Annotated in this window: 24 protein-coding genes and 1 tRNA gene; 10 read left to right on the plus strand and 15 right to left on the minus strand. The window is 61.6% G+C overall.

Features of this window, described 5'->3' with window-relative positions:
* Positions 1–2 precede the first annotated feature (2 nt).
* Positions 3–842, minus strand: coding sequence for a Ku protein (locus ACO06F_RS03940; protein WP_421695390.1), 840 nt, complete (start codon positions 840–842; stop codon positions 3–5).
* 262 nt (positions 843–1,104) lie between these two features.
* Here ACO06F_RS03940 and ACO06F_RS03945 point away from each other — a divergent pair, with 262 nt between their 5' ends.
* Positions 1,105–2,622, plus strand: a complete 1,518-nt coding sequence (locus ACO06F_RS03945) for a histidine kinase dimerization/phosphoacceptor domain -containing protein (RefSeq protein WP_421695391.1) — start codon at positions 1,105–1,107, stop codon at positions 2,620–2,622.
* 9 nt (positions 2,623–2,631) lie between these two features.
* Here the strand turns inward: ACO06F_RS03945 and ACO06F_RS03950 are convergent, their stop codons facing one another.
* On the minus strand, positions 2,632–3,420 hold the full coding sequence (locus ACO06F_RS03950) for a DUF3108 domain-containing protein (protein WP_421695392.1): 789 nt from the start codon (positions 3,418–3,420) through the stop codon (positions 2,632–2,634).
* Positions 3,421–3,630: 210 nt separating this feature from the next.
* Here ACO06F_RS03950 and ACO06F_RS03955 point away from each other — a divergent pair, with 210 nt between their 5' ends.
* From ACO06F_RS03955 to ACO06F_RS03975, 5 genes are all read left to right on the plus strand, one after another.
* Positions 3,631–4,353 carry a carbonic anhydrase gene (locus tag ACO06F_RS03955; RefSeq protein WP_421695393.1) on the plus strand — a complete coding sequence of 241 codons (723 nt, stop codon included), beginning with the start codon at positions 3,631–3,633 and terminating at the stop codon, positions 4,351–4,353.
* Positions 4,354–4,600: 247 nt separating this feature from the next.
* Complete coding sequence (locus tag ACO06F_RS03960; protein WP_421696616.1) at positions 4,601–5,134, plus strand: iron transporter; 534 nt, start codon at positions 4,601–4,603, stop codon at positions 5,132–5,134.
* Position 5,135: 1 nt separating this feature from the next.
* The gene (locus tag ACO06F_RS03965) at positions 5,136–5,483 is read left to right on the plus strand and encodes a cupredoxin domain-containing protein (RefSeq protein ID WP_421695394.1); all 348 of its coding nucleotides are present in this window, start codon (positions 5,136–5,138) and stop codon (positions 5,481–5,483) included.
* Between the two features lie 8 nt (positions 5,484–5,491).
* Positions 5,492–6,334 (plus strand): FTR1 family iron permease, encoded by an 843-nt coding sequence (locus ACO06F_RS03970; protein WP_421695395.1) that lies wholly within the window; start codon positions 5,492–5,494, stop codon positions 6,332–6,334.
* Positions 6,334–7,758, plus strand: a complete 1,425-nt coding sequence (locus ACO06F_RS03975) for a 4Fe-4S binding protein (protein ID WP_421695396.1) — start codon at positions 6,334–6,336, stop codon at positions 7,756–7,758. The genes ACO06F_RS03970 and ACO06F_RS03975 overlap by 1 nt, the downstream gene beginning before the upstream one ends.
* A 12-nt stretch (positions 7,759–7,770) precedes the next feature.
* Here the strand turns inward: ACO06F_RS03975 and ACO06F_RS03980 are convergent, their stop codons facing one another.
* The 3 genes from ACO06F_RS03980 to ACO06F_RS03990 all read right to left on the minus strand — a co-directional run bounded on the left by ACO06F_RS03980 (position 7,771) and on the right by ACO06F_RS03990 (position 10,853).
* Positions 7,771–9,564, minus strand: coding sequence for an amidohydrolase (locus ACO06F_RS03980; protein ID WP_421695397.1), 1,794 nt, complete (start codon positions 9,562–9,564; stop codon positions 7,771–7,773).
* Between the two features lie 114 nt (positions 9,565–9,678).
* Complete coding sequence (locus ACO06F_RS03985; RefSeq protein WP_421695398.1) at positions 9,679–9,948, minus strand: chaperone modulator CbpM; 270 nt, start codon at positions 9,946–9,948, stop codon at positions 9,679–9,681.
* Positions 9,945–10,853, minus strand: coding sequence for a DnaJ C-terminal domain-containing protein (locus ACO06F_RS03990; RefSeq protein ID WP_421695399.1), 909 nt, complete (start codon positions 10,851–10,853; stop codon positions 9,945–9,947). The genes ACO06F_RS03985 and ACO06F_RS03990 overlap by 4 nt, the downstream gene beginning before the upstream one ends.
* Positions 10,854–10,985: 132 nt before the next feature.
* Between ACO06F_RS03990 and ACO06F_RS03995 the strand changes: the two genes are divergently transcribed.
* Positions 10,986–12,158 (plus strand): ceramide glucosyltransferase, encoded by a 1,173-nt coding sequence (locus ACO06F_RS03995; RefSeq protein WP_421695400.1) that lies wholly within the window; start codon positions 10,986–10,988, stop codon positions 12,156–12,158.
* A 488-nt stretch (positions 12,159–12,646) separates the two neighbouring features.
* On the opposite strand, the gene ACO06F_RS04000 is transcribed toward ACO06F_RS03995, so the two are convergent.
* The 4 genes from ACO06F_RS04000 to ACO06F_RS04015 form a co-directional block, all read right to left on the minus strand.
* Positions 12,647–13,702, minus strand: coding sequence for a helix-turn-helix domain-containing protein (locus tag ACO06F_RS04000; protein ID WP_421695401.1), 1,056 nt, complete (start codon positions 13,700–13,702; stop codon positions 12,647–12,649).
* A gap of 1 nt (position 13,703) precedes the next feature.
* A complete protein-coding gene (locus tag ACO06F_RS04005; protein WP_421695402.1) occupies positions 13,704–14,267 on the minus strand; it encodes a hypothetical protein in 564 nt (187 codons plus the stop codon).
* 189 nt (positions 14,268–14,456) lie between these two features.
* Positions 14,457–14,548 (minus strand) — tRNA-Ser (locus ACO06F_RS04010).
* 55 nt (positions 14,549–14,603) lie between these two features.
* Entirely contained in the window at positions 14,604–14,810 is a 207-nt protein-coding gene (locus tag ACO06F_RS04015) for a hypothetical protein (protein ID WP_421695403.1), read from the minus strand.
* 109 nt (positions 14,811–14,919) lie between these two features.
* Here ACO06F_RS04015 and ACO06F_RS04020 point away from each other — a divergent pair, with 109 nt between their 5' ends.
* Complete coding sequence (locus ACO06F_RS04020) at positions 14,920–15,201, plus strand: hypothetical protein (protein WP_421695404.1); 282 nt, start codon at positions 14,920–14,922, stop codon at positions 15,199–15,201.
* A gap of 75 nt (positions 15,202–15,276) precedes the next feature.
* Here the strand turns inward: ACO06F_RS04020 and ACO06F_RS04025 are convergent, their stop codons facing one another.
* The 4 genes from ACO06F_RS04025 to ACO06F_RS04040 form a co-directional block, all read right to left on the minus strand.
* Positions 15,277–16,281, minus strand: coding sequence for an endonuclease/exonuclease/phosphatase family protein (locus ACO06F_RS04025; RefSeq protein WP_421695405.1), 1,005 nt, complete (start codon positions 16,279–16,281; stop codon positions 15,277–15,279).
* A 21-nt stretch (positions 16,282–16,302) separates the two neighbouring features.
* Entirely contained in the window at positions 16,303–17,103 is an 801-nt protein-coding gene (locus ACO06F_RS04030; RefSeq protein WP_421695406.1) for a glutathione S-transferase family protein, read from the minus strand.
* Positions 17,104–17,302: 199 nt separating this feature from the next.
* A complete protein-coding gene (gene gatB, locus ACO06F_RS04035; RefSeq protein ID WP_421696617.1) occupies positions 17,303–18,778 on the minus strand; it encodes an Asp-tRNA(Asn)/Glu-tRNA(Gln) amidotransferase subunit GatB in 1,476 nt (491 codons plus the stop codon).
* A gap of 53 nt (positions 18,779–18,831) precedes the next feature.
* Positions 18,832–19,062 carry a hypothetical protein gene (locus tag ACO06F_RS04040; RefSeq protein WP_421695407.1) on the minus strand — a complete coding sequence of 77 codons (231 nt, stop codon included), beginning with the start codon at positions 19,060–19,062 and terminating at the stop codon, positions 18,832–18,834.
* A 78-nt stretch (positions 19,063–19,140) separates the two neighbouring features.
* Between ACO06F_RS04040 and metC the strand changes: the two genes are divergently transcribed.
* A complete protein-coding gene (gene metC / locus ACO06F_RS04045) occupies positions 19,141–20,316 on the plus strand; it encodes a cystathionine beta-lyase (RefSeq protein WP_421695408.1) in 1,176 nt (391 codons plus the stop codon).
* Positions 20,317–20,366: 50 nt separating this feature from the next.
* Positions 20,367–20,885 carry a CreA family protein gene (locus ACO06F_RS04050; RefSeq protein ID WP_421695409.1) on the plus strand — a complete coding sequence of 173 codons (519 nt, stop codon included), beginning with the start codon at positions 20,367–20,369 and terminating at the stop codon, positions 20,883–20,885.
* Between the two features lie 102 nt (positions 20,886–20,987).
* On the opposite strand, the gene glyA is transcribed toward ACO06F_RS04050, so the two are convergent.
* Both glyA and ACO06F_RS04060 read right to left on the minus strand, forming a co-directional pair.
* Complete coding sequence (glyA, locus tag ACO06F_RS04055; protein WP_421695410.1) at positions 20,988–22,385, minus strand: serine hydroxymethyltransferase; 1,398 nt, start codon at positions 22,383–22,385, stop codon at positions 20,988–20,990.
* Between the two features lie 194 nt (positions 22,386–22,579).
* Positions 22,580–24,559 carry a L,D-transpeptidase family protein gene (locus tag ACO06F_RS04060; protein WP_421695411.1) on the minus strand — a complete coding sequence of 660 codons (1,980 nt, stop codon included), beginning with the start codon at positions 24,557–24,559 and terminating at the stop codon, positions 22,580–22,582.
* Positions 24,560–24,822 lie beyond the last annotated feature (263 nt).

Consider the following 24,822-nt stretch of genomic DNA (forward strand, 5'->3'; position numbering starts at 1 on the left):
CTTCAGGACGCCTTCTTCTGGGCCGCGCGGCCACGCTTCACCGGCGTGGCTGCGGGTGCCCCGGATTTAAGGCTTTTGCGCAGCGCGTCCAGCAGGTCCACCACCTTGCCCTCCCCCGCGGGGGCCGAGGGCTTGGCGGTGATACGCTTGCCCTTTGACTTGACGGCAATAAGCTCCCGCATCGCATCGGCGTAGCTGTCATGAAATTTGGCTGGCTCGAAGGGCGCGGCCTTCTTGCTGATCAATTCCCGCGCCAGCGCCACCATTTCCTTGTCCAGCTGAAGCTGCGGCAGATCACTGAAATAGGGCTTGGGCGAGCGCACTTCATTGGCGTAGCGCAGCACTTCCATGACCAGCCCCTTCTCGACCGGGCCCACGGCCACAACATGCTCCCGGCCTGACATGGTGATCTGGCCCACGCCCAGCTTTTTCATGTCCCGCAGGGCCTCGCGGATCACGAGATAGCCTTCGGCCGCGTGCTCATCCGCCGGAACCACGTAGAACGGTTTCTCGAAGTAGCGCGGGTCGATTTCCTCCACATCGATGAACTGCTGGAGGTCCAGCGTGCGGCGCGATTCAACCTTGATGGCGTCAATCTCTTCGTCCTCGATCGTGACGTAGACGTCCTTGTCCACCTCAAAGCCCTTCACGATATCGGCGGACTCGATGGGGCCAATGCCCTTCACGGTCTTGGTATAGTTCACGCGCTTTCCGGATGGCTTGTGGATCTGGTTGAGGGTGACCGTGGCGGAGCTGTCCACCGCGCTGAAGACTTCAACAGGAATGGACACCAGCGAAAGACGCAAAAATCCCTTCCAATACGCACGACCTGGCCGCGGCATTGTACGCTCCTGAACCGGACTGACTGGACTCGTGCTGCGCGAGGAATCGCCCAGCCGCGAATCAGAACGCGAGTCTCGTAGAGTCAGTTCCGACTCAACGTAAGGTCCGGGTTGCGCCCGAATTCACCATTCCAGCGTCTCTCCGCAATTTTCCCGTGCACCGCCGAGGTCAAAATTTCTTTTCGTTGCAAGCGTGTTCCTTAAAGCGCAGGACGGTTGTAAGATTCTCTGAGATATCTGACAGAGAGATTTCCATCATTCCATGCGCCGGGTTTTGCTTGCTGCCTGCGTTGTGTTTGCCGTTGCCACGGGTTCCGTGGCGGCCTACCTGACTGTGCAAGATCGCAACGAGACGTTGCGTGTGGTGGGAGAGCGCACGGCATCCATGTCCCGCATGATCATCGCCCATGGCGATGCAGCCGCAGATGCCGCACTTCAGATCATCAACAGCGTCTACCCCATGGTCGAGACCTGGGATCTTCGCGACGGGGACACGACGCGGGCCATCTATGACCGGTTCCACGAGATGGTGAGCAGCAATCCGGTTCTCACCTCCGCCTGGGTTGTGGATGGCAATGGAACCAATCTGGTGGACAGCGTGAATTTTCCCCCTGCCCATGTGAAGGGTACGGAGAGGCCCTATCACGCCAAGCACGTGGCCGGCGCGCCGGACCCCGTGATATCCGGTGACGACCAGCCCGGTGTATTCACCAAGAAGGAGCGGTTCACGGTTAGCCGGGCCGTCCGCAACCCCGATGGCACGCTGAAGGCGATCATCGTCGTGGGGGTCTACAAGAGCATCTTCGATACGCTCTACCGGGAGGCCGTCACCTGGCCCGGGGCGCGCGCCGGTCTCTACACCACCGCGGGTGACGTGCTGGCCCGCATCCGCACCGTCCAGATGGCGAGCCCCGGCTTCGTGCAAGAAATGATCAACCGTGTCGATACCAATCCGAGCGGCACAGCACTGATCAGCACGGAGCCGGAGCCGCGTATCGTGTCCTGGAACCGCTCCACCCACCATCCGCAGGTTTATGCCACAAGTTCGCAGCCGGTGGCTGACGCCTTGCAGGAATGGCAGGAACGGGCCTGGACGACTGGGCTTTTCGCACTCGTGGTCAATGCAGTGTTCTGGGTGCTGGCCTATTTCTTCGCACGCTGGGCCGTGGCCAGGCAGGAGGCTGCAGCCAACGCGCTTGCCGTACGCGAGGTGAACCACCGCGTGAAGAACTCACTGCAGCTGATCTCCAGCCTGATGCAGATCCGGGCGCGCAAATCCGATGACACGACCTACCGCGACGCCGTCAAGGAACTGACCGGCCAGCTCACGGCGCTGGCTGAAACCTATCGCTTCGTGCAGAGCGCCGACTCGCTCGAAAGCGTTGATGCGGCCGTGACCCTTCAGGGCCTGTGCAAGCATCTGGAGGAGACCTATGGGCTCCCGATCAAAGTGGACGCACAGCCGCCCGCTATCATCCATGCCAACCACGCCACGGCCTTCGCAGTGATCGTCAATGAGCTCGTCACCAATGCCATCAAGCATGGCGGGGGTCCAATTGACGTTTCCCTGCGCGAAGAGAACGACATGATGTGCCTGAAGGTGACGGCCGCCACCGGCCGCCTGCCGGACGGTTTCAGCGTGGATGACGCCAAGGGCTTCGGCCTGAAGGCCGTACGGAGTATGCTGCAGCCGCTGGGGGGCAAGATGACCGGGTCCAACGCAGGCGAGGGAACGAGCTTCACCGTCACCGTTCCCGCCGCGGCCCTCAAGAAGGCTTAGAGCTTCGGCTCAGTCCCCGCCGCCTGCATCCTTGCCCGCACCGACCTTCGTGGCATAGGCCTTGAAGCCCAGGCCCTTGAGGCGGCCCGACATCTGGACGGGGAGCCACAGCTGGGCACCGGAGGGGAGCTTCGACACGGCGGCGAAAGCCACATCATAGCTGTCACCCGGCGTGCCCTTGTCCTTGGCGCGGCCGGCAATGGGTGTCCATGTCACTTCGCAGCGCTGCACCGGCCCGCGCCAGGCGGCATCATCCCCGAGCTTGCCCTGGCCCTTGTCGGTCAATGACAGTTCGAACACGTCACGGCCGTCAAAAACCTGGTGCACGGAGGGGCACGGGTTCTGCCCTGTGGCGCCCATGCGCAGCACGGCGGTGATCGGATCGGCCACGCCACTGGAAATGGCGGCTTCGATTCTTTCCCGCTTTTCCTTGTTCTTGATGGGCGGGGTGAAGGTCAGGCTGCCGTCGGGGGTCCAAGTGAGGCTCGTCTCCTTGCGCTCATCATCCCGCTCGCGCAGCAAATGGAAACTCACGGGCACGGGTTTTGCGTCCACCATCCGGGTTTCGGCATCGGCCACGACGCTGTATTCCGAAAACACGCGGCTCATCCCGTTGCTGCGGATGCGCGCCTTGGCCCGAACCCCTGCGTCCGTCGCATTCAGGGTGAATTTCACCACCGTCATCGTCAGCGGTCCGACGTCGACATTGTAGTTGATCGAAATATCCTCGGCGGCGGCAGGCCGCGGCATCAATGCTGCAACTGCGAGGGCAAGAATGCCGAAATGCGCGTTTCTCATGGGCCGAAGTCCATCCTGAAGTTGAGTGTTGCGGCGAAGTTAGCCCGCATTGTTTGGCGAGAGTGTGTTATATATCTCAAGGCATAGAAGAATGCTTGCACCGCCTCCTTCCCTCCCTTTCGCCACCTGTCCGTACGTGTCGTCCCAGTCCCCTCCTGCCCGGGGCTCTGTCGTGCGTGCGGCCAGATCACAACCAAGGAAAAGAACATTATGTGCAATTCTTGCATCGACAAGGGACGCCGCCGCTTCATCAACGGCTCCGTCACCGGGCTTGCCGCGGGCGTTCTCGCCCTGAGCGGTTGGGAAAGCCGGGCCCGGGCCGCATCGGTTCCGCCGACCACGCTGACGGCGGAGGAATCGCTGGCAAAGCTTAAGGAAGGCAATGCTCACTATCTTGCAGCACCTGAGTTGTGCGAGGCAAAGCTCCTGAAGCGGCGGGAGGAAGTCGCCCAGGGCCAGGCACCATGGGCCACCATCCTGACCTGCGCGGACAGCCGGGTGCCGCCTGAACTGCTGTTCGGCGGCCTGAACCTGGGCGAGCTTTTCGTGTGCCGTAATGCCGGCAACACCGCCGATGTCGCGACATTGGGTACAATTGAATACGGTGCTGAACATCTGGGCTCGCCGCTGGTCGTCGTCATGGGTCACAGCCGTTGCGGCGCGGTGGAGGCCGCCTGCGAAGTGGCCAAGAACGGCATCACCCTGCCCGGCTTCATCGGACCGATGGTCGATGCGCTGCTGCCCGCCGCAAAGGCGGAACTCGGCAAGGAAGGCGACTTCGTGGCCAATGTGGTCCGCGAAAACGCCCGGCTCACCGCGGTAAAAATCGCCAGCGAGAGTGAAATCGTGAAGCACTTCATCGACGAGAAGAAGGTGAAGGTGGTCTACGCGGTTTATAATCTCGACACTGGCGCAGTCGACTTCATCGGCTGAAGAATCAGCGATCCCTCCTGCCCTCATTGCCCCACGGATGTGGAGGCGGTGGGGGCTGGTGTGAATTGCAGTTGTAATTTCCTCATCTTTCTCCGTCACATTCCACCCTCTTTCGTGCGGCCTCCTGCGGCACGTTGGTGCGGGTGCGTGTATGGATGACAAATGGCGTTGACAGCGTTGCCGGGCCCCAGTACGAAAGTCCGACTTTTTTAGTCGGTTAATCATAAGAGGGGATCCTGCGATGACCATGCTGAAATCATTCACCGCCGCTGCCGCTGTTCTGCCGTTCGCCGTGGGCCTCGCCCTGGCGGCCGAATACCCTGCGGGAGACCCGCAGATGGTGGCTGGCATGGAAGTGGCGGCGGTCTATCTGCAGCCCATCGAGATGGAGCCTGCGGGCATGATGAAGCCCGCCGCGGAATCAGATGTTCATCTGGAAGCGGACATTCATGCCGCCAAGGACAACACCAATGGCTTTGCCGAAGGTGATTGGATCCCCGACCTCGGCATCACCTATGATCTTGAAAAGACCGACGGCAGTTTCAAGACCTCCGGCATGTTCATGCCCATGGTGGCCAGCGACGGCCCCCACTACGGCGACAATGTGAAGCTTGGCGGCGAGGGCAAATACAAGCTTACATTCCATATCTCGCCGCCTGGCACCGGCACGCATTTCGGCCGCCATGTTGACAAGGAAACGGGTGTTGCGGAATGGTTCAAGCCGTTCGATGCAACCTATGAGTTTATCTATGCCGGTACGGGCAAGAAGGGCACCTACTGAGATGAAGACGCTGCGCCACCAGACTTTGGCCGGGCTTCTGCTGGCGGCTCTGGCTGGCGCAGCCGCCGGCCCTGCCAGTGCGGATGAGCCCACCTTCCGGATTGAGCTCAAGGATGGGGTGATCACCCCCATCGAGCTTGAGGTTCCGGCCAATACGCGGATCAGGCTTGAGCTGTTCAACACCGGATCCTCGCCTGTGGAGTTCGAGAGCGTCGAGCTCAAGAAGGAAAAGGTGATCGCGCCGGGCAATTCCACCGTCATGGTGATCCGCAATCTCGACCCCGGCACCTATGCGTTCTTCGACGATTTCCACCTCGACATGCCCCACGCGAAAATCACAGCAAAATAGGACCGGCGATGCTCTGGCAAACCGCGATGATCGTCTGGCGCGAGTCGGTGGAGGCGCTGCTCGTCATCGGCATCCTGCATGCCTGGCTCAGGCATGAGGCGGCCGCCACGGGCAACAACCGCGGCACCGCCTATATGTGGGGCGGTGTCATCGCGGGGCTGCTTGTGGCCGTGGCGCTGGGCGCAGTTCTAGTGTTTTCAGAAGGCCTGTTCGGCGACGAGGGGCAGGATTATTTCCAGGCCGGCATGGTTCTGGTGGCCGCTGTGCTCATCGTCCAGATGGTCGTGTGGATGCGAAAGCACGGCCGCACCCTCAAGAAGGACATCACCTCCGGCCTCTCGGCGGCATCGCGCAAGGAACAGTGGTGGGGCGTGTTCACCCTCGCCCTCATCGCCGTGGCGCGCGAGGGCTCGGAGACCGCGGTGTTCCTCTATGGAAGCCTGGCCAGCGCCACGGGCGTGAGCTTCTGGGCGACGATGCTGACGGCGGCCTTAGGCTTTGCCGCAGCGCTTGCCACTTATTTCCTGCTGCAGCTCGGCAGCCGGGTGTTTTCCTGGCGGCATTTTTTCGTCTTCACCGAAGTCATGCTGCTGCTCCTGGCCTTCTCGCTTCTGCTCACCGGTGTCGACCGGCTGTCGGGCCTTGGCCTCATCCCGCTGCCGTCCCGCGCCCTGTGGGACACCTCCGCGCTGTTGAGCGACTCAAGCCCCGTCGGAAGCCTTGTCTCAGCCTTGACCGGCTATCGCGCACGGCCTGACATGAGCCAGCTTCTCGCAGCCCTGCTCTATTGGTCGACCGTTGCAATCCTGCTCCGCGGCGGGCGAGGCGGACAGGCGGTCAAGGTGGCCTGATGACCACACTTCTTGCAGGCAGGCCGAAGCCGCCGCCACTTGCGCCAGCGCGGGACCGTGTGGCGGCCGTGGGCGACATGCTGCTGCGCCACCGCCGCAAGATTGTTGGCCTGCAGTGGGTGATCGTCGCCGTCTATGTCTTCCTCGTGGTGGTGCCAGTGCTCCTGCCTTTGCCAGCTAGGGCCGACCATGTGTGGAACAACATGACGCTGTTTGCGCAGTTCGTGTTCTGGGGCATCTGGTGGCCCTTCGTGCTGGTGTCCATGGTGCTGGTCGGCCGCGCCTGGTGCGGATTTCTGTGCCCTGAAGGAACGCTGACCGAAGTTGCAAGCCGCCACGGCCTGAAGCGCGCCATTCCGCGCTGGGTCATGTGGAACGGCTGGCCCTTCGTCGCCTTCGCCCTCACCACCGTCTATGGGCAAATGACGAGCGTCTATCAATATCCCGCCCCCGTGCTCCTCATCCTCGGCGGCTCAACCGTTGCCGCCATCATCGCGGGGCTCTTGTGGGGCGAGAACAAGCGGGTCTGGTGCCGCTTTCTCTGCCCCGTCAATGGTGTCTTCCGGGTGCTGGCAAAGCTCGCGCCCCTGCATTTCGCCGTCGATTCCGAGCAGTGGAACAGCTACCAGCTGCCGCCGGGCGAGAAATTCCAGCCTGTGCATTGCGCGCCGATGGTGGCGATCCGCACCATGAAGTCCGGCAGCCGCTGCCACATGTGCGGCAACTGCAGCGGCTTCCGCGGCGGGGCCGTGCGGCTTGCCCTGCGCTCTCCCAATGACGACATCGTGCATGTGTCCGGTCTGAAGGCAGAGCCGTGGGAAACGGTGCTCATCGTCTTTGGCCTGATGGGAATTGCCGTTGGCGCCTTCCTGTGGAGCTCGAGTCCGTGGATGGTGCTGGCCAAGATGCGCTCTGCCGCATTCCTCATCGACAATGGCTTGGACGGCCTGCTGCAGGTGACGCTGCCGTGGTGGATCCTCACCCACTATCCCGAGCGCAATGATGTGCTCACATTGCTGGACGGCACGCTGCTCATTGGCTTCATCGCGGGTTTTGCCATTCTGAACGGCCTCATCGTGTCGGCCTCGCTGGCGCTCGCATCGCTTGCCACCGGCCGCTTCTCCGCGGCGCGCTTCCATCACTATGCGCAGGCGCTGATCCCGCTCGCGGGCGTGGGCGTGTTCCTCGGGCTTTCTGCGCTGACGGTCACGCTGCTGGCGCAGGACGGCATCAGCATGCCGTGGGTGGGCATTCTCCGGGCGGTGCTGCTCGCGGGCTCCGCTCTCTGGGCCCTGTGGCTCGGCTGGCGCATTTCCAGCCTCTATTCAGCCTCACCCGCGCGGCGCCTGCTGGCGCTCGCAGCGCTCGTGCCCGCCTGCGCATCGACGCTGGCGGCGTGGTATCTGCTGTTCTGGGTGTGGTGAGAGCGTCCGCCTCTAGCCGAACTTCTTCTCGCCGTTCACCCAGGTTTCGCTGACCTTGATGGCGGCGATCTGGTCTGGGGCAACCGTCAGCGGATTGCCTTCAAGGATCGTCATGTCGGCGAGCTTGCCGGTTTCGAGCGAACCCACGCGGTCAGCCATGCCAATCTGGCGGGCGGCATCGATGGTGATGGCTTCCAGAGCGCGCTGCACGGTGATGGCCTGGGCGGGGCCCACGACGCTGTTGTCGAAATCGCAGCGTCTGGTCACGGCCGTCTGCAACAGGCGCAGCGGGCCGATGGGCGAACAGGGCGAATCCGTGTGCAGCGTGAAGCGAATGCCTTCATTCACGCAGGCCCCGGCGGGGTCCATGAAGGCCGCGCGCTCAGGGCCGAATATCTGGTCACGGTAGGCGGCACCGTAAAGGCCCACATGGTTCATCAGGAAGCTCGGCTCGACGTTGAGCTTCTTCATGCGCGTCAGCTGGTCAGGCCTGGCCATGGTGGCGTGCTCGATGCGGTTGATGCCCATGGCGGTTGAGCCTGCATAGGCGGCTTCGATCGCGTCCAGCGCAATGTCGATGCAGGCATCGCCATTGCAATGGATCATCACCGAAAGGCCCGCGGCCTTGATATTGGCCACCATCTCATTCATCTGCGCGGCCGAGTAGTTGGCCTTGCCCTTGTTGTCCGTATCCAGATAGGGCTTGGTCTGCGCGCCCGTCATCGTCTGGTTGGAGCCGTCACCTACGATCTTCACGCCATAGATCGTGAACAGCGAGTCTGGCACCTGCGCGGCCGTGGCGCCGAGGCCCAGCGAGCGGTAGGCCTCATAGGCCTTGAGATCGTCCACCATCATGCTGGCGCTGGCGCGCAACGGGCCGTTGAGGGTGAGCTTCGCGAAGGGCTCGATCCATTCCGGGCGAATCGTGCCGGGCTCATGGACGAGCGTATTCCCCGCAGCGGCAACCGACTGCATATATTGCTTCACCGCCTTGTAGGCGAGCTGCGGCGTGATCTTCGGCAGCGCGATCACGGCAATCTTCAGCATCGCGCTTTCTTCATAGACGAGGCCGTTGAGCTTTCCGTCCGCATCGCGCCCGAAATGCCCGCCGCCCGGCAGCGTGCCGATGTCATTGGGGATCTTCGCGGTCTCGAGTGCCAGGCTGTTGACGGCGGCATCGTGACCGTTGGTGTACCAGACGAAGATCGGGTGGCTGGTCGAAACGCCATCCAGCTCCTCACGCGAAAGGTCGCCGCCCTGGAGCAGATTGTCGAAGTTGGACGCGGTGATCCATTGTCCCGCAGGGGTGCGGGCGGCAAGCTGGCGCAGATTGTCGATAAGGTCAGCGCGCGTCTTGTTCTTCTCATAGCCCACGTCGGTCAGCAGCTCGAAATAGAGCGAGGCGAGCAGCGTGTGGTGGTGCGGGTCGATCAGCCCCGGCAGCATGGTGCGGCCGGCCAAGTCCACGATCTTGGTATCGGCTGTGGCCAGTGCCATCACATCCGCCGCCGCGCCAATGGCGATGATCTTTCCGCCGCTTATGGCCATAGCCTCGGCCGTGGCGGGCCCCGCCATCGGGACGATGGTGCCGCCCTTGAAGATGACCTCGGCCTTGCCGCCCGTCTCATCATCCGCACGGGCGGACGCCGCACCGAGGCCGGAGAGGCCAACGCCCAGAATGGCCGCAGTGGACAAGGTGATGAAGCCACGCCGCGTCGGCGCAAACTGGCTCAACCCTGCGAGACCGTCAGGCGCCTCGTAAATGGCCGGATTCGACAGCAGCGGATTTGCACAACCGAGACACATTTTGGCACCTGCGTGAAAGATGGGCGGAAACGATATCACGCAACCAATAGTCGTGACATCAGACGTTCGTCAAACAGCTTCATCTAAGTTCTTATCGCAGTTGGCTCCGTGAAACTACGATGGCGGCTGCAGCTTGCCGGACAGCGCCCGGCGCAGGCCGTGGATCTGATCGAGCAGGTTGAGGATCACGCCCACGCCTTCATTGTTCACGCCCATGTCCTGCTGCAGGTCCCGGATCAAGTTGGCGCGGGCCAGGTCTTCCTCCGAGAATACGGGCTCTGCATCCGCGTTCTCAGGCACCAGCCATTCCTCCTGGATCCATATCTCGAGGGTCTGCTGGTCGAGGTGCGTGCGGATGAGAAAATCGACTTTGCTGATGATCATGACTGGATGTCCCGGCGTGGATCGTAAGCCGGCCCCGGCTGCCAGTTGGAAAGGAAGGTTTCAAGCTCGGCATTGGGCTCCGCCGGCAGCATGACCTTGAGCTTCACCAGCTCATCGCCATGGCCCCCGCCCTTCTTAGGCGCGCCCTTGCCCTTGAGGCGCAAGGTGGAGCCGGTGTTGGAGCCCTTGGGCACCGTCACCATCACCGCTCCGGTGGGCGTCGGCACCTTGACCTTGGCCCCCAGAACGGCTTCCTGAAGGGTAACCGGCAGCTCGATGTGAATGTCATCGCCCTGCTGCACGAAGAATTTATGCGGCCTGATCGAAATCTCGACCAGCGCATCGCCCGACGGCCCCTCCCCGCGCGAGGGCCCTCCCTTGCCGCGCAGCCGCAGCGTCTGGCCTTCCTGGATGCCGGGCGGGATCGTCACATCCAGGGAGCCGCCTTCCGGCAGGGTGATGCGCCGCGTCGCGCCGTTGATCGCATCGAGAAAATCGACGGTGAGCTGGTAGTGCCTGTCAGCCCCGGGGGCACGCCTTGCCTGTTGTTCATGCCGCCTCATCAGCTCAGCCAGGAAATCATCGTCTTGCGCGAAATCGGCATAGCCTGAGGCACTTTCATAGCGGTTTCCGGCCCCGGTATTGGCGGCATAATCCCTGTAATAGCGTTCGCGCGGGCGCTCGGCGCCTGCGGCATCGATCTCGCCACTGTCAAAGCGGCGGCGCTTCTCGGCATCGGACAAGAGGTCATAGGCGCCTGTCACCTCCTTGAAGCTCTCCTCCGCCGCGGCGTTCCCCGGGTTGAGGTCCGGATGGAGCTTCTTCGCCAGCTTGCGGTAAGCCTTCCGGATATCATCGGCGGTGGCCGTACGCGCCACGCCCAATACATCATACGGGTCCTTCAATCAGACGTCCTCCTGCCCAAGCCCCATTTTTATGCCCTCTGGCCGCAAGACGAAAGTGAAATCCCGGGCGGGCTGAAACAGCCCTAAACTTATGTCATCAAACCGCCAAAGAACCTTTATAGTCGGGCTGTCATGCCTGTTCTGGGATTTACCTGCCTCGCCTTTGCCGCTGCAGCGTCTGCCGTGCAGCTCACCTCCTCTGCCCTGGCGATGTACCGCTGCCGCAAGCCAGCGCGTGTTCCCCGGCCCCGGGAGCAGCCGCCCATCACGCTGGTGCGCCCCCTGTGCGGGCTTGAGCCCTTCTCGCGGGAAACGCTCTCCTCCAGCTTCGGAATGGACTATCCGCACTATGAGATCCTCTTCTGCGTGGCGGATGCGGCAGACCCCATCATCCCGCTGGCCCGCGCTCTCATTGCCGAACACCCGGAACATGACGCGCGCCTCCTCATCGGCCAGGACGCAATCGGCAGCAACCCGAAGCTCAACAACATGGCGAAGGGCTTCCGGCAGGCGCGCTTTGCCCACATCGTCTTCGTGGACAGCAATGTGTTCACGCCGCCCAGCTATCTGAACCAGCTCATGAATGCGCTGGAGAAGGGTGCGGGCATGGTCTCCGCCCCGCCCGTGGGCCAGGCGCCGGCGGGCTTCTGGGCTCAGCTCGAATGCGCCTTCCTCAATTCCTATCAGGCGCGGATGCAATATGCCGTCGACACGCTGGGCTTTGGCTTCGCCCAGGGAAAGACGCTGTTCTTCCGCCGCGCGGACCTGGAGCATGGCGGCTTCGCCCAGCTGGCCGCCGAGCCCGCGGAAGATGCCGCCTCCACCAAGCTCATCCATTCCAAGGGCCAGCGCGTGCGCCTCGCCGGCCCCTTCGCGCAGCTTGTGGGTCCGCGCACGGGCGCACAGGTGTGGCAGCGCCAGGTGCGCTGGGCCAGGCTGCGCCGCGCCAGCTTCCCCCTGTGGTTCGCCCCCGAAATCCTCGCAGGCGCCCTGCCCCCGCTCCTGGCGCTGGCCTATGGCCTCAGCGCCTATGACATCTTCTCGCCGACGCTGCTATTGGTCTTCGTGGCGCTGTGGTACCTGCCGGAACTCATCCTGGCGCGGGTGGCGGGCTGGCCCCGTAATCTGGGCCTCATGATGCTGCGGGACCTCTCGCTTCCCTTCATCTTCGCCGCAGGCTGCGCCGGCTCCAGCTTCGAGTGGCACGGCAAGCAGATGACGGCCGGCCACGAGGACGACGAACCGGCCGTAGCAAAACCCAAGCGCCGCTGGGCTCGCTTGGCGAGCCGTGGGCCTGCGGGTTGAGGGCGTGCACCCGCTCGATCCTGTCATCCACTTGGTCCAGTGCAGAGTTTTGGCCCCGGACTTCTTGATTAGTCAGATTTTCGATCTACTTGAGTCGCGTCACCCCCGGCGAAGGCCGGGGTCGAGCTTAGCGCCAGCAGATTGTGCGAGCAGTTGGATCCGGGCCTTCGCCAGGATGACGGCTTTACAAACAGATACGCTCAGTAAATATAATCTGGGATCATGACTATTTAGTCTTGATCTTTCAGCGGCGGTTTCACGCCTGCAGAAGCCTTCGTTGGTGGCGGTGCTTGCTTCTGGAACTGAATGCCGCAATTCTTACGAATTGATGCCTGACCTCCCAAAGCAAGTTGCAGCGCATGGAAACACCGGAGCTCGCTCTCAGGCCATCAAGGCAGTCCAAGCATTGTCAAATCTGAAAGAAGGGTCACATCAAATCCTGTCTCCAGAATTCCTGACTGCAAGGCAAGAACATCGTTCGAGCCAATTCATTTGATCAATCGCAAGCGAGGCCCCTCAGTATATGTCTGTGCCATTTCGTCTGGAGTCATCATTAGTAGCTTCGCAAGGTCTTCGTATGAATATGCCAACTGGTTGAGGTGATATTGTACCGCTTGTGAAAGCACACTCGGCCTCTCAATCTCAACCGGATAGGGTTCGCCGCGTGAATACCCGGACTTGCTATAATTCACGTTCAATCCCGTATACTGGTTGGGAGTAATCATTTTCAGCTTCATGCAACGGACGATCAACGCCTTAATGGACACCTTCCAATACGGCTTTATCCGCGCAAGCTTGCTTATCGACGGATAAGAGAGATAGGGACGTACTTCTTTCGCGGGCAACAGAAACTCTGAGGCGAACTCATCAGCCTGTTCCTCCATGGTTTCGTCGGTTTCTGGCTGGTTATGAAGCACAAGATGAGCAAGCTCATGCGCAAGAGTAAACCGATATCGCTCTCCCGGCACATTTTTGTTCATAAATACGAGCGGCGGAAGCCCGGGCAGCCGGAAACTCAACGCGTCGAGCATCGCTGTATCAAAGTCAACATGCACGACAATAGCGCCCGCCTGCTCCAACATGTAAGTAAGGTGGTCAACGGGGCCTCGCGGCATCAGCCACAGCTGGCGAAGATGCTGCGCAGCCATCGCTGGTGTCCACTGCATCCGCTCTAGATCAACTACCGGAATACTTCGTTCGGGCGAAAACTCAAATGAACGCAGCAGTCTGGAAATATGAATACGACGGAGATTTATATCGGCTTCAATCCGATCAAGAGCCTTCTTTCCGAGCTTTGCACGCTTCCGATAGTGGAACGCAGGTAGCCCATGCGGTCGTTCATCGGAGTAGAAATAACTCTGGGGAAGATTGAGAGCCCCGGCAATTGCCGCCACTGTTTCCGGAGTCGGATCAGTAGTGATCCCATTCTCTATCTTAGAGATGAGAGCCTGCGTAACACTTGCGCGGGCTGCCAGTTCATTCTGCGTTATACCACGCGCCGCCCTTGCCACTTCCAACATGGCGCGGTTGAACGTCTCGCCCATTTCAAACTCCCACAGCGGATCGCCGACTGATACCAAACGGCAACTCGATAGGGGTGATGTCAATCCACTGACACTCAGAATCAATTTCAACGATCTGGGAGACCCACCGTCCAAGCGGTCTTCTTACGATGACACGCTCCACTTCAGAGAACGCTTCGTCAGGCTGATAGCCGATTACGACGCGGGCAGCAGCGCCCGGTAGCTCCGGAAATTCCAACTGCTGATCAAATGCGCGCTGCTGAGCGGTATCAGCGTTTTGATGCCGACCGTTTTCATCGACTTTCTTGACGCGGATAACAAGCTCATCGCGGATATTTAGAACGTCGAGCCCGCGCACGTTCAGAAAATGGAATCCGGCTTCGTCAATGAACTCTCGCCGAAACCCCTCCCATGCATGGCACCAGACCACATTTGCGACTGCTCTGACGTTCCACTCTGCGCGTGCCCCTGCAGAAACCTCGGAATTGTACTTGTCCAAAGCTCCAGAAAAGATCGGATACATGCGACCCAGATACGGGTTTAGCACTGACATAACTTTTTGTTGTTCCATGTCCGAATCGTACATTGACCACCTTTCGCATTGCTCAACTCGCACATAGCCCGGTGATGCTAATAAATCAACGTAAAATATAACTTGAAATATTCCACGCTGTGAAGAATGCGCAGCGGGATAGTCAAGCTGCACAAGCTTTCGGAGAGCAGTGTTGGGAACACCGACTCGGCGTCTGAAATTGTCTTATATTTTCAATGCAAATGGCGGAGACGGAGGGATTCGAACCCTCGATACGCCTTACAGCGTATGACGATTTAGCAAACCGTTGCCTTCAGCCACTCGGCCACGTCTCCTGCTTCGGGGGCTTTTGCCGCGAATTGGGCGATGATGCAAGTGCCGTGGCGGAGGTTATGCCCGGGGTTGCGGGGCTTCCGGGAATTCCTCGAGGAGGCGCTGTTCCAGGGCCACGAGGTCTGCCGGGAGGGCCATGCCGGTGGCGCGGAGCTGGTTCAGTTCCTGGTGGACCTGGAGGTAGAGCTCATGGAGATCCTCCGGCTGGTCGTTCATTTCTCCCAGCAACATGCTGATCTGTGCCTTGAGTGCCTCGAATGCCATGCTTCACCACTTTCCTGACGGGCCGGACCCCCGCTGGTCCCGGCGCTCATGGAATATAGATGTTTTTCGGGGAAAAGTGCTCTATAATGATTTGCGAATGGAGTTGACCATGCGTTATTCGATCATCGTTGCTGCTGCAGCCCTCGCCCTTTCGGCACTTCCTGCCATGGCGGACGAGAATTTCATTCCGATGGGCCAGGATTATGGCCTCGGCAAGGATGGCGTGCCGCCTATCAACAGTGATCAGAGCCAATTCAACGCCCAGGTCGATGTGTACCAGTCCGAGGTTTATAACCGGAACATGGACCAGAAGGTCTTCGACAGCCGCATCTTCAACCTCGCCAATGAGCAGCAGCCGGACAATCTGGACGACAACGACCTCGATTATTGAGGCGGGCTCATTCAGCAACAGCGCGTTTCAGGGGCCGGTTTTCCGGCCCTTTTGCTTGGGCCGAGGGGTGCCAGCTCAGGGCTTGAGCGGGACGGCAATCTTCACTGTCACCGGATAATGGTCGGAGCCTGACGGCTCTCCGATTTCCTCGGCTTCCAGCAGCTTGAGGCCGGGGGACACGAAAATATGGTCAATGGCGATTTGCGGCAGCCCTGCCTGCGAGGGCCAGCTGGGCAGGTTGGTGAGGCGCTGCAGATTGGCGCTGTCCTGCAGCGTGCTGAGGATCCGGGAGAAGGGTGTCGCGTTGAAGTCACCCATCACCAGCCGGGGGCCCGGCGTCTTCTCGATCAGCCTGGCGATTTCCATCACCTGGCGGAACTGCGCCTGGGAATGGGGGAAGCGGATGGTGTGGACGCCGAAGACGGCCAGTCCGCCGGCCTCCGGCCCCAGCCTCACGCTGATGAAGGGGGGGCCGTCCCATTTGCCCCTGGCGCCGATCTCCTCGAAGGGGAGCTTCGAAAGGATCACGAAATTGCAGAAATCGACATCGTAGCAGTGGGACTGATAGGGGTAGCGCCCCTTCAGCTCCGCGAGGATGGGGCGTTTGGCTGGGCCCATCTCCACGAGGTTCACAATGTCGGCGTCGATGCGCTCGATCTCCGCCCGCACGGCCTCGGCGTTCTCATTGGTCCAGAGCGTGTTGAAGCTGACAACCTTCAGCGCCCGCTCGCCCGCTGCGGCCTGGCCGGTGACGGTGGGAACGCGGCTTGCCACATGCGGCCAGACGCCGATGCCGACGATGCCGATCACCAGCACCACGAAGGCGGTCAGCAGCTTGGCCCGCGGCATGGCCCAGCCGATCAGGAAGGCGGCGGTGACGACTGCGAACTGCAGGGTGAATTGGGAGAAGACATCAAAGGCGATCCACAGCTGGCCGAGCCTCGATCCGGCGAGGCCCGCAAGGCCCAGCAGCAGGCCCAGCTTGCATTCCAGCGATCCGGAGGCACGGCGCTTCTTGCGCGCGGGCTGTTCGCCCGGCTGCAGCGGCGTCTGGGACAGACTGTCAGCCGGTTTACGCAAAGATGGAAACTCCGGTTCAGATCAGAGGAGTCTGCTCTCCATCGGCAGAATCTGCTCTGGTGTACCAAAGCCAGGAAGGGCCTCAAAGCGTTTCTTCCAGGCTGACACATGGGGATAGGGCGTCAGATCAATGTTGGCTTCCGCCACATAGCGCAGCACGCCGTAGACGCCAACATCGGCAATGGTGGGGCGCTTGGCGGCCACCCATTCGGATTTGCCGAGTTCGATTTCCAGAACGGCAAGTGCGGCCTTGGCTTCGGTATCATACATGATGCGCACCTCATCGCCGAACTGGCGGAGGCCGCGGTTGCGGGCGCGCAGGCGGAACACGGGCACGGCGAGCTTGTCCCACTCCCAGAGCAGCCATTCGCGGATCCGGTTCTTCTCCACCTCGGTCTTGCCGTCGAACTTGTGCAGCTCATCCGCCAAATGCTGCAGGATGGCGGCGGACTGCACGTAATAGACCTGGCCGTCCCGCAGCGCCGGCACCTGGCCGTAGCGGTTCTTGACCAGATAGTCCGGCTGCTTGTGCGCGCCTTCGCGCAGGTTCACGTGGATGTAGGAAAAGGGATATTTGGCGAGGGAGAGCATGAGGCCCACGGTGTAGGTGGGGCCGGATCCCAGCATGCCGTAAAGCGTGAAGCGCTCCTTGTCCACCGGCGGGGCGGCAGGTGCAGCGGGCTTCTTGGCCACGGCGGGCGGCTGCTTGCGGGCGGCCATCGGCTTTGGCTTGGCGGCGGGCTTCTTGGGCTGAGGCTTCACAGCTTTCGCCGCCTTCTTCACCACAGGCTTCTTCGCAGCCTTCTTGGCTGTCTTCGCCATGATCTAACCCCTCCCCGCCCAACGGTTTTAAAGCTCCGGGTACGGACTATAGCCGATAAGCGGCAGAAGGGAATACCGAAACCAAGTTATGGCTGAAATGACGAGTCAGTGCGGACGGGTATTGCGTCCGGCTAAGGTGAAAGCAGAAGATCGAAGTCTAAGCTTTTGATTTATATAATTTATCTTGCGGCCCGGGGGCCTATATCCCCAGCTTGGCCTTCAAAAGGTCGCTCACGGCCTGGGGGTTGGCCTTGCCGCCGGTGGATTTCATCACCTGGCCGACGAACCAGCCCAGCATGGTTGGCTTGGCCCTGACCTGTTCCACCTTATCGGGGTTGGCGGCGATGATCTCGTCGACCGCCTTTTCGATGGCCCCCGTATCCGTCACCTGCTTCAGGCCACGGGATTCGACAATCACGCGGGGGGCGCCACCTTCGGTCCAGACGATCTCGAACACGTCCTTGGCGATCTTGCCGGAAATGACGCCTTCACCGATCAGGTCCACGATCTCACCCAGCTGATTGGCGGAAATCGGTGTGTTTTCAACGGTCTTGCCTTCCTTGTTCAGGCGGCCGAACAACTCGTTGATGACCCAGTTTGCGGCAATCTTCCCGTCCCGGCCGTGTGCCACCAGCTCGAAGAAGTCTGCGGAGGCACGCTCGGCAGTCAGCACCTGGGCGTCATAAGCGGTGAGCCCATAGTCCTTCATGAAGCGGGCGATCTTCTCATCGGGGAGTTCGGGGAGGCCCGCCTTGATGCCGCCGATCCAGGCATCCTCCAGCTCCAGCGGCAGGAGGTCGGGATCCGGGAAATAGCGGTAGTCATGGGCCTCTTCTTTGGAGCGCATGGAGCGGGTTTCGCCCTTTTTGGCGTCGAACAGGCGGGTTTCCTGGTCGATTTTGCCACCATCCTCCAGAATGCCGATCTGGCGGCGTGCCTCATATTCAATCGCCTGGCCCATGAAGCGGATCGAGTTCACGTTCTTGATCTCGCAGCGCGTGCCAAACGCTTCGCCGGGGCGGCGGACGGAGACGTTGATGTCCGCCCGGAGCGAGCCCTGCTCCATGTTGCCGTCACAGGTGCCCAGATAGCGCATGATCTGGCGGAGCTTCGTTACATAGGCCTTGGCCTCGTCGGCCGAACGCATGTCAGGCTTGGAGACGATCTCCATCAGCGCGCAGCCGGAGCGGTTCAGGTCCACGAAGCTCATGGAGGGGTGCTGGTCATGGAGCGACTTTCCCGCATCCTGCTCGAGGTGCAGGCGCTCGATGCCCACCTCAACGGCGCGGCCATCCACATCCACATGCACCACGCCCTCGCCCACCACGGGCTGCTTGTACTGCGAAATCTGGTAGCCCTGCGGCAAGTCCGGATAGAAGTAATTCTTCCGGTCGAAGACCGAGCGGGTGTTGATCTCGGCCTTGAGGCCAAGCCCGGTGCGGACCGCCTGCTCCACGCAGAATTCATTGATCACCGGCAGCATGCCGGGCATGGCAGCATCGACGAGGGAGACGTGGTCATTGGGCTCGCCCCCGAATTCGGCAGAGGCGCCTGAGAACAGCTTGGACTTGGCCAGCACCTGGGCATGAACCTCGAGGCCCAGGATGATTTCCCAGTCCCCCGTCGCCCCCTTGATCCAGTCCTTCTTCTCGGCCACGCGCTTGGCGGATTCCATCATCTGTCTTCACCCTTGAACTCGCGCCTTGGTAGCCACTCAAGGGCCTGGGTTCAAGACCCCGTGCGCGAACCATGCCGGGCCAGCTCCCGGCCGATCGAGCGGGCAAGCCACAGCGCAGCGGCCAGCAGCAGGGCCAGGAAGATGGTGAAGCCCATGTTGAGGGCTGCCACATCCCCGCCGCGCTTCCAGATCTCGATGCCGATCACCAGAGCGATGAAGCCCGCGGCGGCAAAGGCCCCGCCCCGCAGCATCCTCAGCAAAATGGTGGCGAGCGGTGACATGGGTTCCCTTCCGCTGCCGGGGGTTTCCGGACCCTTCGGCGCATGCTAGCCGTGGAACCGTAACACTGGCTGAGCCTCATGTCGAAAACCAAACCCGATCTCAATGCCCTCTCGCCCGAAACCCGCCTCGTCGCCGCCGGGCGGGATTATGCCGAGCATGGCTTCGTCAACCCCGCCGTCTACCACGGCTCGACCGTGCTGTTCCCGGACACCCATGCGCTCCACGACCGGTCCCAGACCTATGTCTATGGCCGGCGCGGCACACCCACCTCGCGCGCGGTGGAAGAGGCCGTGGCACTGGTCGAAGGGGGCCACAATGCCAAGATGGCGCCTTCGGGCCTTGCGGCGATTTCGACCGCCCTTCTCGCCTTCCTCAAAGCGGGCGACCACCTGCTGATGGTGGACACGGTCTATAACCCCGCCCGCCAGCTGTGTGACGGGCTGCTGAAAGGCCTAGGGATCGAGACCAGCTATTATGATCCGTTGATCGGCCGCGCCATCGCCTCGCTGATCCGCCCCAACACCCGCGTGGTCTATGCGGAATCGCCCGGCTCCCAGACCATGGAGGTGCAGGATATTCCGGCAATCGCGGAGGCCGCCCATAAAGCAGGCGCCCTGCTGATGGTCGACAACACCTGGGGAGCAGGCCATTATTTCAAGGCCTTCGACCATGGAGCTGACATTTCGATTCAAGCGGCCACCAAATATCTGGTCGGACATTCGGACGCGATGATGGGCACTGTCACCTGCACCCGCGAGACGTGGGAGCCGTTCAAGGACGCCTATGAGCAGATGGGCCAGTTCGCCGGGCCCGACGACATGTATCTGACACTGCGCGGCATCCACACGCTGGATGTCAGGCTCGAGCGCCACATGAAGAATGCGGTCTCAGTGGCCGAATGGCTGCGCGGGCGGGCGGAGGTTGAAACCGTGCTCTACCCTGCCCTCTCCAACGCGCCGGGCCATGAATTGTGGAAGCGCGATTTCCGTGGCGCCACAGGGCTGTTCTCGATTGTGCTGAAGCCTTGCCCCGAAAAGGCCGTCGCGGCCTTCCTCGACCGGCTGAGCCTGTTTGGCATGGGCTACAGCTGGGGCGGTTTCGAGAGCCTGGCCATCCCCTTCAAGCCGCACCGCACGGCCACCACATGGACGCCCGAAGGCTATGGCATCCGCTTCCACATCGGGCTTGAAAACATGGATGATCTGAAGGCGGACCTTGCGGAAGGATTCTCGGCGCTGAACGCCAGCTCTTGAAATCGCGGATTTCCTTCCTATCTAATCTTCACGATGGTCCGGAGGGTTCAATGACGAAACTGCACCATGTTCTAGCCGCCCTGCTGCTGATGCTGGGGCTTGCCGTTCCGGCGCTTGCGCAGTCGGATGACCCGGAGCTGATTTTCAAGAAGAGCACGGTGTGGCGCATGCTCTCCCCCGATGCCACACTCGATACCTACGTGCTCGACGATCCGGTGGTGAAGGGTGTGGCCTGCTATTTCACCGTACCGCAGGTCGGCGGCTGGTCAGGCTGGGCGGGCTTTGCCGAGGAGCGCTCGGAGACCTCGATTGCCTGCCGCCAGGTGGGCCCCATCCAGATCACGTCCAAATTCGACCAGGGCGAAGAAATTTACCGCCAGCGCCGCTCCTTGTTTTGGAAGAAGATGCAGATCGTGCGCGGCTGTGACCCCAAGCGCAATGTGCTGGTCTATCTGGCCTATACGGACAAGCTGATCGAAGGTTCGCCGCAGAACTCCACCTCGACCGTTCCGCTGATGCCCTGGGGCAACGAACCAGCGCCCAAATGCGGGGATTTCATGAACCCTTGAGCTGGCGGGAGTCTGAGTGCTCCCCCCGCTCTGCGGAGCCGCTGAAAAGGCGACACCCGGGAAAGGCCCGGGTGTCAGCGTTATGAGGGTGTGCAGATCAGCTCAATAGATCGGGAACTTCGCCGTTAGCGCCTTGACCTTGGCTGAGACGGCCTTCTCGACCTTGCCATTGCCGTCTTCGCCGTTCTTCGCCAGGCCATCGAGCACTTCGTTGATGAGGGTGCCGACTTCGCGGAATTCCGCCGCGCCGAAGCCGCGGGTGGTGCCGGCGGGGGTGCCGAGGCGGATGCCGGAGGTGATGGTGAAGGGAGCGGGATCGAACGGAATACCGTTCTTGTTGCAGGTGATGAAGGCGCGGCCCAGCGACTGTTCGGCAGCCTTGCCGGTCACACCCTTCTTGCGGAGATCGACGAGCATCAGATGCGTGTCGGTTCCGCCGGAGACGAGGTCCGAACCGCCGTCAATCATCGCCTTGGCGAGGACCTTGGCATTGTCCGCCACGGACTTCGCATATTTCTTGAAGGCGGGCTTCAGCGCTTCGCCGAAGGCCACGGCCTTGGCGGCGATCACATGCTCGAGCGGGCCGCCCTGAAGGCCGGGGAAGACGGCCGAGTTGAACTTCTTCCCCAGATCCTCGTCACGGCTGAGGATCAGGCCGCCACGAGGGCCGCGGAGGGTCTTGTGGGTGGTGGTCGTAACCACATGGGCATATTCCAGCGGGTTAGGATGCACGCCACCGGCGACGAGGCCGGCGAAGTGGGCCATGTCCACCATGAGCTTGGCGCCGACCGAATCGGCGATTTCACGGAAACGCTTGAAATCAATGATGCGCGGATAGGCCGAACCGCCGGCGATGATGAGCTTGGGCTTCACGGCCTGCGCCTGGGCGGCGAGCTTGTCATAATCGATCAGGTGGTCGTCCTCACGCACCTTGTAGGGCGCAACGGTGAACCACTTGCCGGACTGGTTGACGGGCGAGCCATGGGTAAGGTGGCCGCCGCAGGCGAGGTCCAGACCCATGTAGGTGTCGCCCGGCTGGAGGAGCGCAAAGAACACCGCCTGGTTCGCGGTTGCGCCCGAATGCGGCTGCACATTGGCATAGGCGCAGTCGAACAGCTGTTTGGCACGATCGATCGCCAGCTGCTCGGAAACGTCCACATACTGGCAGCCGCCATAATAGCGGCGGCCCGGATAGCCTTCCGCATATTTGTTGGTCATGACGGAGCCCTGGGCCTCCAACACGGCGCGCGAGACGATGTTCTCGGATGCGATCAGCTCAATTTCATGCTGCTGGCGGCCAAGCTCCTGGGCGATGGCCTTGGCAATCTTCGGATCTGACTTTGCCAGCACGTCACTGAAGAAGCCGGGGAACAGGGGCTTGCGCAGAGGTGCGGCAGCCTTCTTCTTCGATGCGGGTTTCTTTACGGGCTTTGCCTTGGCCTTTGGCTTCGCCTTCACGGCGGACTTCTTTGCGGCCTTCTTCACGGATGTCTTCGCCATGTCTCAAACCCCTCCAGCGAGATTTATACGGTCATGCGCAATTGGCAGATTGCGCTTGCCTGGTCCAGATACACTTTTGGCAGTGCTGCGTTCTGGCCCAAACGGCAGGATTGATTTCATTTGCGGCGCAGGCAAAAGAAAACGGGCGGGAGTTCATACTCCGCCCGTACATCTCTTCACCGTTGCGGCCAGACTCAGTTGGCGGCGTTCACGGCCTTGTCTGCGGTGGGCGTGGCCTTGGCCGCAGCGGTGGTGGGTGCGGGGCAGCCTGCGGGCATCTTGCCGTCACTTCCGGCCTTGCAGGAAGCGGGCTTTGCAGCAGGAGCCTGAGCCTTGGCCGGTGCTGCGGGTTTGGCGGCTGTGGAGGCCGTCGCCGCTGCGGGCTTGGTTGTGGTGGCGGGCTTTGCCGCGGCAACGGGCTTGGCCTTCGCCCCCGCCGCCGCCTTCGGATCAGCCTTGGCAACCTTTACGGTCTTGCCGGCATCCTTCTTCGCAGCCGTGGTGGTCTTGGTGGCGGGCTTCTTCTGAACCGGCTTCTTGCCCTTGGGCGGAATGACGGTCGTGGTGCCGGTGGTGTTGTCCGAAGCCAGCTCATTCTTGCCTGAGCCCTGCCACTTGCGCTTGGCCACTGCAGTGCCCGGCTTCTTCGCCGGAGCCTTGCTTGCCGTGGTCTTGGCATTCACCGGCTTGCCCTTGGCAGAGGTGCCGCCCAGCTTGATCAGGGCATCGGCCTGGGATTTGGTCTGGCCGGGACGGGCCACATCATTTTCGGACGACTTGCCGCCGAACAGGGAGGCGAAGATGCCTCCATTGTCCGTGTCGATGTCATCCTGAAGGTAGGGAATGGGCTTCAGCACGAAGCGCTGGCCGTCCATCTTCTCGCCCACGGGCAGCGGCTGGCCGACAACGAAGCCCGAGCCGTCCATATTGTAGATATCGGAGCGGAAGGCGGCAACACCGTCCTTCGCGGGCCAGGCTGTCAGATAGGCCACACGCAGCTGCGGGGCATTGGCGATGTTGACGTCCAGGCGCTCCTTGGTTTCGGCGAGCTCCGCAATGCGGGCTTCGTTGATGCCGTCCTGGCCTTGCAGGATCCAGTTGATGAGGATCGCTACCTTCTGGACGCGGACGCAACCCGAGGAATAAAAGCGGTTGCTGGTGGAGAAGAGCTGCGGCTCCGGCGTGTCATGCAGGTAGATACCGAAGGGGCTGTTGAACTCCACCTTGGCAGTTGCCATGGCATTGTCCCCGCCCGGCTCTTGGCGGAAGTGATAATCATCGATCTTGGCGCGGCGCCAGTCGACCGTGTTCGGATCGATCTCCGGGCCACCCACGCCCTTGAAGACCTTCATGTTCATGTCCGCCATGACCTTTGACGGCCCGCGCGACAGCATGCGCGGAACGATGTCACGCGCGACGATGGAGGCCGGTGCGTTCCAATAGGGGTTGAAGCGCACGATGGTGAGCGGCGTCATCACAACTGGCGTCGGGCGCGAGGGCCTGCCGACGATGGCGTTGTGAATGGAATAGACCTTGCCGTCATTCACCGTCTCGATCTGCTGGGCGGGAACGTTGACGACGACATAACGGCTGCCGAGATTTTTCGAGTATTCAGCAAGGCGCGGAATATTGGCGCGGATGGTGGCGAGGCGCGCGGCGGCGGAGACGTTCAGCGCCTCGAGCGTCACCCCATCCATGATGCCGGTGGGCGAAAGGCCGTGGTTCGACTGGAAGCGCTTCAGCGCGTCTTCGGTGGCACTGGTGAAGATACCGGCATACTCGCCCTGCGTGGCCTCGACCCGGAGATAGCCCTCGACATAGAGGCGCTGATTGAGGATCGCCACGGGCTTGCCGCTGGAGCCTTTCTTGGTGCGGCCGCGCGGCACAACGGGCCAGCCGCCATCCGCCACGATCTTGGCATATCTGTCGGCCAAGGCCTGGATCCCTGCGGCACTGTCAGGCGTGATGAAGGGTGCAGCACTGCCGTCATTCAGGATTGCAGTTTCGGTGGTGGCCGGAATGCCCGAACCCTGGGTGTGGCCCGTGGTGGCGGCAGGGGTTGCCCTGGTGCCCTTCTTCTTGCGGGTCAGCTGCGAGAACAGCGAATTCTCTGACTCAGCCGAAGCGCTTGTGGGAAGTGCGAGCGTCGCCGAAAGGGACAGCACGAGTGCCATCGAGACGCCCTGAAGAGCCCGCCTCGACCGCGTCAAAGCCCAAAACTTCATCAACACAACCTCATTCTCCAGGACATCGGCGGGTGTCATCTGACCGCACCCCCGGTGCCTTGTTCAATACCAGCTACGCCCCGACTCGTCAAAAGTGGGCCACAATGCAGCCACGACAAGCCCCGGAAATGAGGCAAGAATGAGATTTCGGCTTGTTTCGGCCGATGGCAGACGGACTTCCAGGCCGTGCTGCGGCTTTTTGGCAACAGCAC

Source organism: Aestuariivirga sp., from assembly GCF_965227715.1.
Lineage (GTDB): Bacteria > Pseudomonadota > Alphaproteobacteria > Rhizobiales > Aestuariivirgaceae > Aestuariivirga.

What these genes read in the sequence shown, in the direction of transcription:
- ACO06F_RS04040 (WP_421695407.1), bottom strand. Translation starts at nt 19,062, where the DNA reads ATGTCACCGCTCGCCACCATTTTGCTGAGGATGCTGCGGGGCGGGGCC.
- ACO06F_RS03960 (WP_421696616.1), top strand. Translation starts at nt 4,601, where the DNA reads ATGCTGAAATCATTCACCGCCGCTGCCGCTGTTCTGCCGTTCGCCGTG.
- ACO06F_RS03975 (WP_421695396.1), top strand. Translation starts at nt 6,334, where the DNA reads ATGACCACACTTCTTGCAGGCAGGCCGAAGCCGCCGCCACTTGCGCCA.
- ACO06F_RS03980 (WP_421695397.1), bottom strand. Translation starts at nt 9,564, where the DNA reads ATGTGTCTCGGTTGTGCAAATCCGCTGCTGTCGAATCCGGCCATTTAC.
- gatB (WP_421696617.1), bottom strand. Translation starts at nt 18,778, where the DNA reads ATGGAATCCGCCAAGCGCGTGGCCGAGAAGAAGGACTGGATCAAGGGG.
- ACO06F_RS04050 (WP_421695409.1), top strand. Translation starts at nt 20,367, where the DNA reads ATGACGAAACTGCACCATGTTCTAGCCGCCCTGCTGCTGATGCTGGGG.
- ACO06F_RS03950 (WP_421695392.1), bottom strand. Translation starts at nt 3,420, where the DNA reads ATGAGAAACGCGCATTTCGGCATTCTTGCCCTCGCAGTTGCAGCATTG.
- ACO06F_RS04015 (WP_421695403.1), bottom strand. Translation starts at nt 14,810, where the DNA reads ATGGCATTCGAGGCACTCAAGGCACAGATCAGCATGTTGCTGGGAGAA.
- ACO06F_RS03940 (WP_421695390.1), bottom strand. Translation starts at nt 842, where the DNA reads ATGCCGCGGCCAGGTCGTGCGTATTGGAAGGGATTTTTGCGTCTTTCG.
- ACO06F_RS04020 (WP_421695404.1), top strand. Translation starts at nt 14,920, where the DNA reads ATGCGTTATTCGATCATCGTTGCTGCTGCAGCCCTCGCCCTTTCGGCA.
- metC (WP_421695408.1), top strand. Translation starts at nt 19,141, where the DNA reads ATGTCGAAAACCAAACCCGATCTCAATGCCCTCTCGCCCGAAACCCGC.
- ACO06F_RS03970 (WP_421695395.1), top strand. Translation starts at nt 5,492, where the DNA reads ATGCTCTGGCAAACCGCGATGATCGTCTGGCGCGAGTCGGTGGAGGCG.
- ACO06F_RS04005 (WP_421695402.1), bottom strand. Translation starts at nt 14,267, where the DNA reads ATGTACGATTCGGACATGGAACAACAAAAAGTTATGTCAGTGCTAAAC.
- ACO06F_RS03965 (WP_421695394.1), top strand. Translation starts at nt 5,136, where the DNA reads ATGAAGACGCTGCGCCACCAGACTTTGGCCGGGCTTCTGCTGGCGGCT.
- glyA (WP_421695410.1), bottom strand. Translation starts at nt 22,385, where the DNA reads ATGGCGAAGACATCCGTGAAGAAGGCCGCAAAGAAGTCCGCCGTGAAG.
- ACO06F_RS03945 (WP_421695391.1), top strand. Translation starts at nt 1,105, where the DNA reads ATGCGCCGGGTTTTGCTTGCTGCCTGCGTTGTGTTTGCCGTTGCCACG.
- ACO06F_RS03995 (WP_421695400.1), top strand. Translation starts at nt 10,986, where the DNA reads ATGCCTGTTCTGGGATTTACCTGCCTCGCCTTTGCCGCTGCAGCGTCT.
- ACO06F_RS03985 (WP_421695398.1), bottom strand. Translation starts at nt 9,948, where the DNA reads ATGATCATCAGCAAAGTCGATTTTCTCATCCGCACGCACCTCGACCAG.
- ACO06F_RS04060 (WP_421695411.1), bottom strand. Translation starts at nt 24,559, where the DNA reads ATGGCACTCGTGCTGTCCCTTTCGGCGACGCTCGCACTTCCCACAAGC.
- ACO06F_RS04000 (WP_421695401.1), bottom strand. Translation starts at nt 13,702, where the DNA reads ATGGGCGAGACGTTCAACCGCGCCATGTTGGAAGTGGCAAGGGCGGCG.
- ACO06F_RS04030 (WP_421695406.1), bottom strand. Translation starts at nt 17,103, where the DNA reads ATGGCGAAGACAGCCAAGAAGGCTGCGAAGAAGCCTGTGGTGAAGAAG.
- ACO06F_RS03955 (WP_421695393.1), top strand. Translation starts at nt 3,631, where the DNA reads ATGTGCAATTCTTGCATCGACAAGGGACGCCGCCGCTTCATCAACGGC.